Annotated in this window: 13 protein-coding genes and 1 pseudogene; 4 read left to right on the plus strand and 10 right to left on the minus strand. The window is 69.2% G+C overall.

The window, feature by feature from the left end; genetic code table 11:
* A pseudogene (locus tag OIK44_RS21505) lies at positions 1–352 on the minus strand (DUF3108 domain-containing protein); the annotation flags it as partial.
* Between the two features lie 181 nt (positions 353–533).
* On the opposite strand from OIK44_RS21505, the gene OIK44_RS21510 reads away from it, so the two are divergent.
* Positions 534–1,196 (plus strand): PhaM family polyhydroxyalkanoate granule multifunctional regulatory protein, encoded by a 663-nt coding sequence (locus OIK44_RS21510; protein ID WP_273673810.1) that lies wholly within the window; start codon positions 534–536, stop codon positions 1,194–1,196.
* Positions 1,197–1,248: 52 nt separating this feature from the next.
* Here OIK44_RS21510 and OIK44_RS21515 read toward each other — a convergent pair whose 3' ends face one another.
* The 7 genes from OIK44_RS21515 to pdxR all read right to left on the minus strand — a co-directional run bounded on the left by OIK44_RS21515 (position 1,249) and on the right by pdxR (position 9,052).
* Positions 1,249–1,464 carry a hypothetical protein gene (locus OIK44_RS21515; RefSeq protein WP_273673812.1) on the minus strand — a complete coding sequence of 72 codons (216 nt, stop codon included), beginning with the start codon at positions 1,462–1,464 and terminating at the stop codon, positions 1,249–1,251.
* A 107-nt stretch (positions 1,465–1,571) separates the two neighbouring features.
* On the minus strand, positions 1,572–3,320 hold the full coding sequence (locus OIK44_RS21520; RefSeq protein ID WP_273673813.1) for a tetratricopeptide repeat-containing response regulator: 1,749 nt from the start codon (positions 3,318–3,320) through the stop codon (positions 1,572–1,574).
* Positions 3,321–3,337: 17 nt separating this feature from the next.
* A complete protein-coding gene (locus OIK44_RS21525) occupies positions 3,338–4,045 on the minus strand; it encodes a sensor histidine kinase (RefSeq protein WP_273673815.1) in 708 nt (235 codons plus the stop codon).
* A gap of 84 nt (positions 4,046–4,129) precedes the next feature.
* Positions 4,130–5,194 carry a DUF418 domain-containing protein gene (locus OIK44_RS21530; protein WP_273673817.1) on the minus strand — a complete coding sequence of 355 codons (1,065 nt, stop codon included), beginning with the start codon at positions 5,192–5,194 and terminating at the stop codon, positions 4,130–4,132.
* Positions 5,195–5,298: 104 nt separating this feature from the next.
* On the minus strand, positions 5,299–6,987 hold the full coding sequence (mnmC1, locus tag OIK44_RS21535; RefSeq protein ID WP_273673819.1) for an FAD-dependent 5-carboxymethylaminomethyl-2-thiouridine(34) oxidoreductase MnmC1: 1,689 nt from the start codon (positions 6,985–6,987) through the stop codon (positions 5,299–5,301).
* A complete protein-coding gene (locus OIK44_RS21540) occupies positions 6,984–7,544 on the minus strand; it encodes a DNA-3-methyladenine glycosylase I (RefSeq protein ID WP_273673820.1) in 561 nt (186 codons plus the stop codon). The genes mnmC1 and OIK44_RS21540 overlap by 4 nt, the downstream gene beginning before the upstream one ends.
* 38 nt (positions 7,545–7,582) lie before the next feature.
* Positions 7,583–9,052, minus strand: a complete 1,470-nt coding sequence (gene pdxR / locus OIK44_RS21545) for a MocR-like pyridoxine biosynthesis transcription factor PdxR (RefSeq protein ID WP_273673821.1) — start codon at positions 9,050–9,052, stop codon at positions 7,583–7,585.
* A gap of 104 nt (positions 9,053–9,156) precedes the next feature.
* On the opposite strand from pdxR, the gene OIK44_RS21550 reads away from it, so the two are divergent.
* The 3 genes from OIK44_RS21550 to OIK44_RS21560 are packed head-to-tail and all read left to right on the plus strand — an operon-like array spanning position 9,157 to position 10,655.
* Entirely contained in the window at positions 9,157–9,558 is a 402-nt protein-coding gene (locus tag OIK44_RS21550; RefSeq protein ID WP_273673822.1) for a GNAT family N-acetyltransferase, read from the plus strand.
* A 12-nt stretch (positions 9,559–9,570) separates the two neighbouring features.
* Complete coding sequence (locus OIK44_RS21555) at positions 9,571–10,041, plus strand: OsmC family protein (RefSeq protein ID WP_273673824.1); 471 nt, start codon at positions 9,571–9,573, stop codon at positions 10,039–10,041.
* A 2-nt stretch (positions 10,042–10,043) separates the two neighbouring features.
* Positions 10,044–10,655, plus strand: coding sequence for an FMN-binding negative transcriptional regulator (locus OIK44_RS21560; protein WP_273673825.1), 612 nt, complete (start codon positions 10,044–10,046; stop codon positions 10,653–10,655).
* Positions 10,656–10,676: 21 nt separating this feature from the next.
* On the opposite strand, the gene OIK44_RS21565 is transcribed toward OIK44_RS21560, so the two are convergent.
* Positions 10,677–11,474: a class I SAM-dependent methyltransferase gene (locus tag OIK44_RS21565; RefSeq protein WP_273673826.1), complete on the minus strand. Its 798-nt coding sequence runs from the start codon at positions 11,472–11,474 to the stop codon at positions 10,677–10,679.
* A 196-nt stretch (positions 11,475–11,670) separates the two neighbouring features.
* Entirely contained in the window at positions 11,671–13,350 is a 1,680-nt protein-coding gene (locus OIK44_RS21570) for an alkaline phosphatase D family protein (RefSeq protein ID WP_273673827.1), read from the minus strand.
* Between the last annotated feature and the right edge of the window lie 2 nt (positions 13,351–13,352).

A 13,352-nucleotide genomic window follows, 5' to 3' on the forward strand; every position in this document is an offset into this window, starting at 1 on the left:
CGGCCGGCTCGCCGTCCGCCTGGCCCGGCGCCGCGTCCGCGACCGGCTCGGCCGCGGCGGCCGCCTCCCCGCCCGCCGGCGCGGCGAGCGGCGGCGCCGCTGGCGGCTTGGGCGGCTTGGGCTTGCGCACCGGCTTGGGCTTGGCGGCCGGGACCGGCGGCGCCGGCGCGGCGGCCGGCGCCGGCGCCAGCCGCAACTGCGCCGTCATCGTCCGCGGCGGCTGCGCCGCCTCGCCCAGCGGGCCAATGCGCGCGCCGACCCAGTCTATGGTCAGGTAATGCAGGGCGATGGTGGCCGCGCCCAGCACGAGAACGCGGCGGCGCGGCGGCGAAAAAAGGGAGGCTATCGTCATGGCGCTAGTGTAACGTGTTCGCGCCGCCGGGGGCGGCCGCCGCAGCAGTTTGCCCCGCGTCAAGGCCGTCAACTATGTTTGAAGCCCCCCGTTTTATCTGCTACGCTAAGGGCACATTATCCCCAACGGAGACTTCAACATGGCCACACCTCAAATGCCCAAGATGCCAGGCGCCGCTGTCATGACGGACACCCTCGATTTCGTCAAAAACCTGTGGGGCAGCATGAGCGTGCCGGGCATGGGCATTCCAGGCATTACCGCGCCGACGCTGTCGGTCGATGAACTCGACAAGAAGATCAACGACCTGAAGGCCGTCGAAGCCTGGCTGAGCCTGAACATGAGCATGCTGCGCGGCAGCATCCAGGCGCTGGAAGTGCAGCGCGGCACCATCGTCACGCTGAAGTCGATGGGCGCCTCGTTCGCCGCCGCCGTCAAGCAGCCGGGCGCCAGCGAGAAGTCCTTGTTTGAGACGGTGCCCTACGCGTCGGCGTTTTTCCAGCAGGCGGCGGCCGGGCCGGCCGCGCAAGCTGCCGCCAGCGCGCCCGCCGCAGCCGCGCCGGCGCTGCCGGAGGCGGCCGCGGCCGCGCCGATGACGAATCCCGGCGCGTGGTGGAATCTATTGCAGGAGCAATTTAAACATGCGGTGAGCACGACGCTGACGTCGGACGCGGCAACGGGCGCGAACGCGCTGGCGGCCGACGCGGCGGACAAGCTGAAGGCCGCCAAGGGCAAGCCGGCCGCCGCGCCGGTCGCCGACACCAGCAGCGTCAAGGCGCCGGTCCGCAAGGCGCCGCCCAAGCGCGCGCCGGCCAAGCCGAAGACGCTCAAGGCCGGCAAGGCCTGAGGGGCAAGGCCGGGGACGCCGGGGCCGGGCCCCGGCGGTTATGCCGCCTGGCTCAGGCCAGGCGCTGGATGCGGATCGCCTCGATCAAGCCGTCGTCCTGGCGCTTGACTTCGCCGATGCTGATCAAACCCTCTTCTTCCAGTTGCTTGGCGCTGTCGTGCGCGCTCTGGAACGAGGGCAGGGTATCGCCCTTGGCGGCCACCGGACGTACCCAGGCCATGCTGCCGACCTTCATTTTTTTATACACTTCTTTGGCGACATCACGCATTTTTTCTTCCTTATCGTTGTTAAGCACTGAAAGCACGGGCCAGCCCGTACCGCCCCGTAGTTTATCACTCGACACGGCAGAAACAATATTCAGCAAAACAACAGCCCTCACGCCGCCCCTTCCGGCGCCGCCGTATCCGCCGCGTCCGCCCCGGGAACGACGACGGCTAGCGGCGCCAGCGCGGCCAGTTGCTCCATCAACTGGGCGAAGCGCTGCTGCCCCGGCGCGATGCGGTCGACGTGCAGCAGCACGCCGATGGCCTCGTCCGACAGGGTGCGGTCGAAGCCGTGCTGCTGCAAATGCGAGATGAGGATTTGCGCGCTGTTGAACAGGATGCGCAGATTGTTCGGCAACTTCAGCCGCGCCGCGCGCATCCACGCGACGGCCTCGCCCAGCTTGTCCGTCTTCCACAGCAGCACGCCCTTGTTCATCAAGTCCGACGCCTCCTTGCGCGAGGACAGGATCAGCGCGCTGCCCTCCTCGCCCATGCGCGCCTTGTCGAAAATCTTTTGCACCTCGTCCTGCAGCACCGGGTTGTCGTGGTTGTTCTTGATGACGTAGCACAGCAGCTCGACGGGCGCCTCCTTGACGCCGACGGCGAACAGCAGCGTCGCCAGGTCCATGCAGACCGGCATGTCGGGGCGCAGCGGGTCTTCCTTGAGCATGTGTTCGAGCTCATCGCCGCACTTGCGGGCGCGCCGGTAGTCGCCGCTCTCGTGGTAGACCATGCCCTCGGTGATCTTCGCGCGCAGGCCGATCAACTCGCTGGCGAATTCGCGCTGCGCCATCAACAGCCACTGCAAAGCCTCCTTCGGCTCGTTCTTGATGCCGCACACGCGCGCCAGGCCCAGGTAGGCGTCGGGCGTCTTCATCACCGAATACTCGCCGATGGCGATGCACTTGCGGAAAGCCTTTTCCGCCATGCCGACATTGCCCAGCTTGAGCGCGATCATGCCCAGGCTGCGCTGCCGCGGCACCGAGTTCGGCGACAGCTTGGCGGCCTTCTCCAGCACGTCGCAAGCCTCCTCGTGGCGGCCCATCAGCTGGTAGGCCGTGGCCAACTGGTCGTAGGCGTCGATGTAATAGCGGTTTTCCGCGATCACGCCCTGGAACATCTGCCGCGCCGCCTCGTGCTCGCCGTTGTTCATGCGGATCTTGCCCAGGCCCGCCTTGGCCCAGTTGTAGTCGCGCTCGGCCAGCACGCGCTCGTAGACGGCGCGCGCCTTCTCCGGCTCGCCGCTCTTGAGCAGCAGGCTGGCCTTCATGCGCAGCAAGTCGATTTCGTGGATCTTGTTGTGCTCGATCTGCTCGTCGCACAGCCGCGCCGCGCGCAGATAGTCCTTGTCGAGGCAAGCCTGGTCGATCTCGCGGAACACCTGCTTCTTGTGCCAGACCCGGTTCAGGCGCGTCAACAGCACGCCCTCCGTGATCGGCTTGATCAGGTAGGCGTCCGGCTGGTGCTCGGCCGCGCCCATCACCGACTCGACGCTCTTTTCGGCCGACACCATCAGCCACACGCTGCTGGGCGCCGTCAGATTGCGCACGCGCGTCTCCTCCAGCACCTGTTGGCCGTTCTTGCCCTCGCCCAGGTTGTAGTCGCACAGCACGACGTCGTAGCGCGTCTTGGCCAGCATCTTCATCGCCTCGCCGCCGCTGGCGGCCTGGTCGATGTGGCGCGCGCCCAGGTTGCGCAGCGATTCGCGCAGCAGGATGCGGATGCCGATGAAGTCGTCCACCAGCAGGTAGTGCTTGTCGGCCCAGGCCGTCGGCGCGGCGCTGAGTACGGCCGGCGCCGCGCCGTCCGCCTCGGGCTGGGCCGGCGCCGGCGTGGCGGGCGGGTTCGCTGCTGTGTCCATGGCTGTGCCCTATCGTCTCAAGGCAGGCGCAGGACGAAGCAACCGCCGCCCAGCGCGCCGCCGTTTTCCAGCGCGATGCTGCCGCTGGCGTCGCGGTGCTTGTGCATCTTCGCCACCTCGCTGGCGAAATACAGGCCCAGGCCGGTGCTGTTGGTGGCAAAGTTGACGCCGCTGGTGGCGCCGTCCATCGCCGCCGCGCCGGCCGCCAGCAAGGCCGGCGAGAAGCCGCCGCCATTGTCCTCGACGCGGATTTCCAGCATCGCGTCGACCTGCCGCACCGACAGGCGGATCGTATCGCTCGTGTAGCGGATGGCGTTGTTGATGGCGTGCCCGAGCACGCCGATGATCAAGTCTTCGTCGTAACACCAGATCAACTCGGCGGGGAAACTGGTGTGCAGCGCGATGCCTTTCGAGGCCAGCAGCACTTTTTCCTGCGCCACCACCTGCTCGACCAGTTGGCCCAGCAGTTGCGGGCGGACGTCGAAGGGGTAGCCGGGCTTGCCGACCCGCTTGTACAGGGCCAGTAGCTGGATCAGATTGTCGTTCAGGCGCTTGGTCTGGTACAGCATCTGCGCCATCTGCGGATATGGCGCCTCGGCCGGCGCCGGGCTGGCGGCCAGCAGCGACTCCAGCGTGCCGCTGACGACGCTCACCGAATTTTTCATGTCATGCACGGTCGACGCCAGGAACAGGAATAGCTCCGGCGCGCTGCTTGGGTCTTCCAATTTGATTGCCTCCACAGGACCGGGCCAAGGCAAAACATTGCCAAAACCCAATTATAGCGCCTGTGGCGGCGCCCGGAGCGGCAATCAGCCGGTGCTGCGCCGCATCAGCCACTCCAGCGGCCCCAGCTTGAAACGCTGGCGCCACAGATGGGAAAACACCACGGCCCCGAAGCAGAACAGCAGCGCGCTGCCGATGGCGAAGCCGAGCGACTGGTTTTCCAGCTTGCCGAAGGCTTCCAGCATGCCCATGCCGATGACGACGTGGGCCACATACAGGGTCAGCGCGATCTGGCCCGTGTGGATCAGCGGCGCCAACCAGCGCGCGCCGCGGCAGCGCTCGCCCACGGCGATGCAGGCGGCGATGACGGCGCAGGCCGTGCCGGACGCCGCCACGAAGTACAGCGGCAGCGGCGGCATCGACTGCGAGGACAACAGGAATCCCCAGATGCCCCAGCCGGTGTGGGTCTGCCTGGCGCCCCACCACACCAGCGACTCGGCGGCGACGGCCACCAGCAGGCCGGCGGCGAAGATGCGCGCGCGCGTGCCGGGCGCCTGCCAGTCCAGCCGTCCCAGGGCGATCCCCAGCAGCAGGAAGCCGGCCCAGGGGAAGATCGGGTGGAAGCCGTTGAAAAACAGATTGTAGAAAAACTTCGACGGCGTCCAGAAGTGCGCATAGCTCAGCGTGTGCCAGTTCCAGCCCTGCTCGTAGTTGTACTGGCTGACCAGCACGACGAAGCCGAGCACCATCAGCGCCGCCGCGGCCACCAGGGTGCGGCTGCGCCAGGTCAGGGCCGCCGCGCCGATGATCAGATAGGCGCCGTAGAAATGCAGGATGTCGGCGGGCCACACCTGCACATACAGCAAGCCGACGACGAACAGGAAGGCGGCGCGCTTGACCAGCATCAGGCGGTCGGCGCGGATCTGCGCGGCATCGTTGGCGAGGCGCGCCTTGGCCGACAGCAGCGACAGGCCGACGCCGGCCAGTATCACGAAAATGGCCGAGGCGCGCCCGTCGATCACGTCGAACACCCGCAGCCAGGCGGGCGCGCCCTCGGCCTTGGCGTGCATGACAATCTTGAAATTGACGATCACCATGCCGATCACCGCCAGGGCCCGCGCCAGGTCGAAACCGACCACCCGCTTATCCATATCGAATTCCCATTGAGAAAACAATAATGTAGCGGCACTCCCCCGTGCCGCGCAGCGTGGATGCAATTTGTTACAAAAACCTCAATGTCGGGCCGGGCGCGCGCTCAGGGCCGGCGCCGCAGCTCCTTGAGCAGGAAGCGGGCCGGATCGAGCGCCGCCGCCAGGTTCGCCTCCAGCGGCAGCGGCTCGCCGTCGAGCTGGGCGGCCAGCAGCTCGGCCGCCAGCGGCGCCCAGATCATGCCGCGCGAGGCGTAAGCCAGCAGGCCGTACAGGCCGGGCCAGCGCGGCACGTCGCGCAGACGCTCGCAGCGCCCCGGCGCGCGCGGGTCGGGCAGCGCGCCCACCAGCGGCAGACGGTCCGGCGCGACGCAGCGAAAGCCGGTGCGCCCGGCCAGCGGCGCCTGCAGCACCGGCTGCCCCAGCATGGCGGCGAGCCGTTGCAGATTGTCTTGCTGGCTGGCGGCGCGCAGGCCGGGATCGGCGTCGCTGTCGTAGGTGGCGCCGACGCAGACGGTGCCGCCGGACGGCGGCGTCATGTAGGCGTCGCCGCACACCACCAGCGGCGGCTGCGCCAGGCTGCCCTCGGCCAGGTGGGTGACCTGGCCGCGCACCGCCAGCAGCGGCAGGCCGGCCGCCTGCGCCAGCGCCGTCGCGCCGCAGCCGTTGGCCAGCACCACCGTCGGCGCCTGCGCGATGACGCCGCCGTCGCCATGCACCAGCCATACGCCGTCGCGCCGCTCCAGCGCCAGCACGCCGCTCGAAAAGATGCGCTCCAGCCCGGCGCCGCAGGCGTCCAGCAGCGCGCCGCACAGCGTCGAGGGGCGCGCCCAGCCGCCCTGCTCGAACCACCAGCCGCCGTCCGGCGCCGGCGCGCCCAGCAAAGCGCCGGCCTGGTCCGGCTCCAGCCAGCGCGCATACTCGGGCGGATAAGCGGCGGCGGCGATCTGCCGCTGCTGCGCCGCGTGGGCCGGGTCGCGCGCCAGTTGCAGCACGCCGCAGCGCGCGCCCATGAAGGCCGTGCCGATGCCGCCCAGGCGCTGCCAGTGGCGCAGCGCGTACAGGAAGGCGGCCCGGCTCAGGCGCGTGGCCAGGTTGTCGTCCTTCGACAGCAGCGGCATGAAGATGCCGGCCAGATTGCCGGACGCCTCTTGCGCCGGCTCCGCGTGGCGCTCGACCAGCGTGACCCGCCAGCCGCGCGCGCTCAGGCGCTCGCAGGCGGCCGCGCCGGCCACGCCGGCGCCGATGACGACGGCGTGGCGCTCGGCCGGCGCCGGCGCGGCCGGCTCCGGCTGGCGGCCGGCGAACACGGCGTCCCCGCCCTGCGCCGCGAAAACGAAACCGGCGGCCGACAGCGCGCCGCGCCGCGCCCCGTCCAGCGCCGGCGCGCACAGCGCGGCGCCCGGCCGCGCCAGCCGCGCCAGCGCGGTGGCCGAGCGCAGCGGCGCCGCCAGGTAGACGGCGTCGACGCGGGCGTCGAGCTGGGCCAGGCCGGCGTCCGGCGGACCCGGCATCAGGTCCAGCGTGACCATGCCCCCGTCCAGGCTGAGGCGCTGCAGGCCGGCCACGGCCGGCGGCCATTGCTCGCGCAGCTCGGCCGGCAGCGCCGCCGCGTCGACGGCCTCGGCCGCCAGCGCGATGTAGTGCAGGCGGCGCGCGCGCCGCGGGTCGGCGCGCCACGCGGCCAGCGTCGCCAGCAGGCGTTCGCCCTGGCCGAAGCCGCTGTCGAGGATGACGAAACGCGCCAGGCCGGCCCAGCGCAGCGGCAAGCCGCAGCCTTCGAGGTAGTCGCTCATCGCGTGCGGCACAGGCAGGCCGGGGCGTGGTCGTCCACCATGCCGATGCCCTGCATGTAGGCGTAGACGATGGTCGAGCCGACGAATTTGAAGCCGCGCTTCGCCAGGTCTTTCGACAGGCGGTCGGACAGCTCGGTCCTGGCGGGGAATTCGCCGGGCTGAAAGTGGTTGACGATGGGTTTGCCGTCGACATAGGCCCACAGGAACTGGTCCAGGCTGCTCCCCTCGTCGAGCAGCCGCAGGTAGGCCTGGGCGTTGCTGATCGCGGCGGCCACCTTCAGGCGGTTGCGCACGATGCCGGGATTGGCCAGCAGCTCGGCCACCTTGGCGGCGTCGTAGGCGGCGATCTTGCGCGCGTCCCAGCCGTCGAAGGCGAGCCGGTAAGTGTCGCGCTTGTTGAGTATCGTCTCCCAGCTCAGGCCCGCCTGCGCGCCCTCCAGATTGAGCATCTCGAACAGCCGCGTCTCGTCATGGCAGGGCACGCCCCACTCCGTATCGTGATACTCGATATAGCGGGGATTGGCCAGTTTGGCCCAGGTGCAGCGGGTGACGCTCATGACGATGCCTTATCCGGAGTGGGGACGCACAGTATAAATCAGCGGCCGCGCAGAATCGCCCCGAGCACCTGCAGGCCGTGGGCGATCTCGGCCGGCGCGATGGCGGCGAAGCCCAGCAGCAGGCCGGGCGCGGCGCGGCAGGCGGCGCTGGCGCCGGGATCGGCATAATGCCCGAGCGGGCGCAGCTCGATGCCCCGCTCCAGGCCGGCCCGCGCCACCGCCTCCTCGTCGTGGCCGCGGCGGAAATGCACGCACAATTCCAGCCCGCTGTCGGCCGGCCCGCACGCCAGATATTCGCCGAGGTCGCGCGCGATGCCGTCCATCAGCGCCGCGCGCCGCGCCGCGTTGACCTCGCGCGTGCGGCGGATGTGGCGGCCGAAATGCCCCTCGGCGATGAAGTCGGCCAGCACCATCTGCGGCACGATCGCCGTGTGCCGGTCGACCACCGCCTTGGCCTGCGTCAGCGCCCCGGCCAGCGCCGGCGGCGCCACCAGGTATCCCAGGCGCAGGCCGGGGAACAGCACCTTCGACAGCGTGCCGACGTAGACCACGCAGGCGGCCCGGTCCAGGCTTTGCAGCGAGGCCAGCGGCGCGCCCGTGTAGCGGTACTCGCTGTCGTAGTCGTCCTCGACGACCCAGGCCCTGGCCTTCGCGGCCCAGGCCAGCAATTCCAGGCGGCGCTGCAGACTCATGCTCACGCCCAGCGGCAGCTGGTGCGACGGCGTCACATAGACCAGCTTCGCCTGCGGACAGTGCGCGGCGCCGTAGGCCACGTCCAGGCCCTGGGCGTCGATCGGCACGGGGAACACCCGCGCGCCGCCGGCGTGCAGCGGCCCGCTGGCGCCGCGATAGCCGGGCGACTCCATCCACACGGCGTCGCCGGGGCCGAGCAGCAGCGTCGACAGCAGGAACAGCCCCTGCTGCGAACCGGAGGTGATGATGATCTGCTCCGGTTCGCAAATCACCCCGCGCGCCGCCTTCAGGTAGACGCACAGCAGCTCGCGCAGCGGCAGGTAGCCGGCCGGGTCGCTGTAGCCCATCAGATGGTCGGGCCGGCGCCAGCGGCGCGCCTCCAGCCGGCTCCACACGTCGAAGGGGAAATGGTCGATGGCGGGCATGCCGACGCGGAAGGCGCGCAACTTGCCGCGGTGGTAGGCGACCTGGCGCATCGCCGCGACGAAGCCCTCGCCGCGCGCCGACAGGGGCCGCAGCAGGCCGGGCGCGGCGGCGTCCTTGGCGGCGATCGGCAGGTCGGCGCTGACGAAGGTGCCCTTGCCGACGCTGCCGCTCAGATAGCCCTCGGCCGTCAGCTGGGCGTAGGCGTTCAGCACGGTCTGGCGCGAAATGGCCAGCAGGCGGCAAAACTCCCGCGTCGGCGGCAACTGCATGCCGGGGCCGATGGCGCCGCGCAGGATCGCGTCCTTGATGGCCGCGTACAACTGGCGGAACAGCGGCGCCGGATCGGCGCGGTCGAGCGGCAGCGCCGCCAGGATTTGAGTGATGTGCATCATGCGCCCCATAAATTGGTCTTTTTAAAATAGCAGTTATTGGCTCTTTTAAACAGCCAAAGCGGCATTTAAGATGACTCACCATCCACTCCGCCACATTCACCATGCCCGATATCCTCATCGACACCGAACGCCGCGTCACGGCCGCGGAACTGGCCGGCGTCTTCGCCCGCTCCGGCATCAACCGCCGCAGCGACGACGCGGCGCTGATGCGCAATATGGCCGAGTCGGCCGACCTGCTGGTCACCGCCTGGGACGGCGGGCGGCTGGTCGGCGTGGCGCGCTCGCTGACGGACTTCTGCGCCGCCTGCTACCTGGCCGACCTGGCGGTGGACCGCGACTACCAGCGGCGCGGCATCGGCGCCATGCTGGTCGAGCGCACCCGCGCGGCGCTCGGCGCCGTGCCCACGCTGCTGCTGTTGGCGGCGCCGGGCGCCATGGCCTACTACCCCAAAATTGGCTTCGCCGCCGTCGACAACGGCTGGGTCATCCGCACACCACGATAGCAAGGAGAACACATGCAACAATTCACCGCAACACTGCTCTGGGAACGGGGCCGGCAGGAATTCACCGACCAGCGCTACAGCCGCGCCCACGAATGGCGCTTCGACGGCGGCCTGCGCGTGCCGGCCTCGTCCTCGCCGCTGTCGGTGCCGCTGCCGATGTCGGACCCGGCCGCCGTCGACCCCGAGGAAGCGCTGGTGGCAGCCGCGTCAAGCTGCCATATGCTGTTTTTCCTGTCGATCGCGGCGCAGCGCGGCTTCACCGTCGACCGCTACCAGGACCACGCCGTCGGCGCACTGGGACGCGGCGCGGACGGCAGAATGGCGATGACGCGCATCACGCTGCGCCCCGCCATCGCCTTCTCCGGCGCGCCCGTGCCGGACGCGGCGGCCCTGGCCGCCATCCACCATCTGGCGCACGAGAAATGCTACATCGCCAACTCCTTGAAGGCCGACGTCGTCATCGCCGCCGCCGCGGAGGGCTGAGCATGTACCAAGTCGCCCACCATGAAGAATCGCGCCTCGACGTGATGCACGCCCTGATCGCCGCCCACCCGCTCGGCACCCTGGTCAGCCAGGACGCCGGCGGCTTATGCGCCGACCACATCCCCTTCGAGATCGGCGCGCCGACAAGCGAGGCGCCGTTCGGCGTGCTGCGCGGCCACGTCGCGCGCGCCAATCCGCTGTGGCGCAGGGAGGCTGAGGTGCTGACGGTGTTCCAGGGCGCGCAGGCCTACATCAGCCCGGCCTGGTACGAAGAAAAAGCGCACAGCGGCAAGGTCGTGCCAACCTATAACTACGCGGTGGTGCACGGGCACGGCCGGCTGCGCGCGATCCACGACCCGGCATGGCTGCTGGCGCTGCTGGAAGACTTGACGAGGCGCCACGAAGCGGCCATGCCGGCGCCGTGGCGGGTCGCCGACGCGCCGCCCGACTACATCGCCAAGCTGCTGAAGGCCATCGTCGGCATCGAAATCCCGCTGGACCGCATCGAAGGAAAATGGAAGGCCAGCCAGAACCACTCGGCGCAAAACAAGCTCAACATCGCCGCCGGGCTGGGCGCCGGCCACCCGATGGCGGCGCTGGTGGCCGCCTTGTAACCGGGCCGGCGTGGCGGCCGCCTACAACTTCAGGCTGCGCGTGGCGATAAAGCTCGGCATGAATTTTTCGATCTCGAAGCGCGCCGGCGTCTGCATCTCCTCGACGAAACCGGCGAGGACGAAGCCGGCCGCGATCTGGCCGCCGATCTGGCTGGCCAGGCTGTGGCCGAACAGCATGGGCTGGCCTTGCGCCTGCTTGGCGGCGACGGCCGCCTCGTCCAGGTCCGTCAAATCCGAATACGGCACCTGGTAGCGCGGCCGCATCAAGCCCTGCCCGGCATAGGCCGGATCGCGGTCGGTGATGAAGACGGCCGGATTGAAGAAGCTCGACAGCAAGGCGCCGCCGTGGCGCAGCACGCGGTAGCACTCGTCCCACACGGGCTCGACGGCGGGCACGTACTGGTTGGCGATCGGATGGAACACCAGGTCGAAGGACTGGTCGGCGAAACGCGACAGGTCGCGCATATCGCCCTGCTCCAGCGTCAGCGCGAGGCCGTCGCGGGCGGCGACGAGGGCGTCCTTGGCCAGCTGCTCGGCCGACAGGTCGAGCACGGTGACATCGGCGCCGGCCGCGGCCAGCACGGGCGCCTGCTGGCCGCCGGCGGCGGCCAGGCACAGGATGCGCATACCGGTGACGTCGCCGAGCCAGTGGGCCGGCAGCGGCCCCGGCGTCAGGCGCACATGCCAGCGGCCCTGGCGGGCGGCGGCGATGACGGCGCTGTCGACGGCTTGCGACCAGGGACCGTCGGCGCGCGCCTGCCGGTCCCAGGCGGCGGCGTTGTGGGCGAGTAAATCGAAAGAAGAGGGAATGGCGGGCATGCGGCATGCTCCTTAAAGTCAGGCTATGGAACCCGGGTCAGCGGGGACGTGTCAAGAGCCGTAACGGGACGGCAGCATCAATGGCGCATGTCGAATTATCCTTTGTGAAAGATGGGCGATATTACATCAAAGCCGGGGACAGACCACCATTTTTCGAGAAATATTTCTCGGAAAATGGTGGTCTGTCCCCAGCTGTTTAGACGGCGAGCAGCTTGCGGTTCGCGGCGCCCGGCAGCGTGCGCAGGGTTTTGCCCGGCAGCATGGTGTAGGTCTTCGATTTGACGGTGCTGACGTAGCGCCATTCGGCCGTCGCCTGGCTGGCCGTGGCCGTGACGATCATGAAGCCGCGGTGCGCCGTTTCGGCGTAGACGAGCGGCCCGATCACCTGTTCCAGCCCCGCCGCGACTTTCAGCGGGTCTTCGTTCGGGAAGATGTCCTCGAAGCCCGGCGAGGTCACCGAGGTGACGCCGAATTCGACGCCGACGGCCTTGCCGTTCATGTCGGCCAGGTCGCTGGCCCAGGAGTTGTGGGTGTCGCCGGCCAGGGCGATGAGGTTCTTGTCCATCGCCTTGGCCATGCCGAGCACGCTTTCGCGCGCCACCGCGTAGCCGTCCCACGCGTCCAGGTTGTAGGGCACGGACGGTTGCGCCAGCATCTGCTGCTCGGCCGGCGTCAGCGTGGCCGGCGCCTGCTGCGCCTTGGCCACCAGCGCCAGGTAGGCGCCGAAGCCGATCTGTTGCAGGGCCAGCGGCGCCGGGATGTTCATGCGCGCCATCAGCACTTGCTGGCCGAGGATTTGCCAGGTCGCCGTCGAGGCGCCCAGTTGCTGCTGCAGCCATGCGCTTTGTTCCGCGCCCATCAGCTGGCGCGCCGGATTGGCCATGTCGGCGCCGAATTTTGCCGCGTCGAAGCCGGCCGCGCCGATATAGCTGCTGTAGCTCAGCTGCTTGTCGCGCCCGATCACGCGGGTGTCGAGCATGTGCAGCGACACCAGCTTGCCGAAGTCGAAGGAGCGGTAGATGCGGTCGTGGCGGGCCGCGTCCGGCAGGCGGATCGGCATCCATTCGTGGTAGGCCTGCAGCGCGGCGGCGCGGCGCGCGCTGAACGGGCCTTCGCTGGCCGGGTCGTGGTTTTCGGCGCCGCCGCTCCAGGTGTCGTTGGCGAATTCATGGTCGTCCCAGACGGCGATGAAGGGCAGCTTGGCGTGCAGCGCCTGCAGGTCGACGTCGCTGCGGTACTGCGCGTAGCGGCTGCGGTAATCGGTCAGCGTGACGATCTCGTTTTTCGGTTCGACTTCGCGCTTCAGCGCCGCCGCGTCCTTCGAGGCGTAGCCCTCGCGCGGGTATTCGTAGATGTAGTCGCCCAGGTGGATGGCGGCGTCGATGTCGTTCAGCTTGGCCGCCTCGGCGTAGACGTTGAAGTAGCCCGCCGGATAGTTCGAGCAGGTGAACACGGCCAGCTTGACCTGCTCCACATTGGCGACCGGCAGCGTCTTGCCGCGGCCGACCGGCGAGGTGTTGTTGTTGACCGCGAAACGGTAAAAATACCCGGTGTTGGCGCTCAGGCCCGTGACGTCGACCTTGACCGTGAAGTCGCGCGCCGCGCCGGTGCTGAAGCTGCCGCTCTTGACGATGCTGGCGAACTGCGCGTCGCTGGCCACTTCCCATTTGACGTCAAAATCGCGCGCTTCGGACGGCGTCGCGCGGGTCCAGATGATGAGGCGGTCGGCTTGCGGGTCGCCGCTGGCGACGCCGTGCAGAAACGCGGCGGAAAACGGTGTGCCGTCGCCGCTGCCGCCGCAGGCGACCAGCGAGACGGCGGCGGTGCTCAGTGCAAAGGTGCGGATGAATTGGCGGCGAGAATTCTGAGTGCTCATCT

The organism is Janthinobacterium fluminis, assembly GCF_028595325.1.
GTDB lineage: Bacteria > Pseudomonadota > Gammaproteobacteria > Burkholderiales > Burkholderiaceae_D > Janthinobacterium > Janthinobacterium fluminis.

Bases quoted from the DNA above. Each gene is read 5' to 3' on its own strand.
- OIK44_RS21510 (WP_273673810.1), top strand. From the start codon at position 534: ATGACGGACACCCTCGATTTCGTCAAAAACCTGTGGGGCAGCATGAGC.
- OIK44_RS21515 (WP_273673812.1), bottom strand. From the start codon at position 1,464: ATGCGTGATGTCGCCAAAGAAGTGTATAAAAAAATGAAGGTCGGCAGC.
- OIK44_RS21520 (WP_273673813.1), bottom strand. From the start codon at position 3,320: ATGGACACAGCAGCGAACCCGCCCGCCACGCCGGCGCCGGCCCAGCCC.
- OIK44_RS21530 (WP_273673817.1), bottom strand. From the start codon at position 5,194: ATGGATAAGCGGGTGGTCGGTTTCGACCTGGCGCGGGCCCTGGCGGTG.
- mnmC1 (WP_273673819.1), bottom strand. From the start codon at position 6,987: ATGAGCGACTACCTCGAAGGCTGCGGCTTGCCGCTGCGCTGGGCCGGC.
- OIK44_RS21540 (WP_273673820.1), bottom strand. From the start codon at position 7,544: ATGAGCGTCACCCGCTGCACCTGGGCCAAACTGGCCAATCCCCGCTAT.
- pdxR (WP_273673821.1), bottom strand. From the start codon at position 9,052: ATGCACATCACTCAAATCCTGGCGGCGCTGCCGCTCGACCGCGCCGAT.
- OIK44_RS21550 (WP_273673822.1), top strand. From the start codon at position 9,157: ATGCCCGATATCCTCATCGACACCGAACGCCGCGTCACGGCCGCGGAA.
- OIK44_RS21555 (WP_273673824.1), top strand. From the start codon at position 9,571: ATGCAACAATTCACCGCAACACTGCTCTGGGAACGGGGCCGGCAGGAA.
- OIK44_RS21560 (WP_273673825.1), top strand. From the start codon at position 10,044: ATGTACCAAGTCGCCCACCATGAAGAATCGCGCCTCGACGTGATGCAC.
- OIK44_RS21565 (WP_273673826.1), bottom strand. From the start codon at position 11,474: ATGCCCGCCATTCCCTCTTCTTTCGATTTACTCGCCCACAACGCCGCC.
- OIK44_RS21570 (WP_273673827.1), bottom strand. From the start codon at position 13,350: ATGAGCACTCAGAATTCTCGCCGCCAATTCATCCGCACCTTTGCACTG.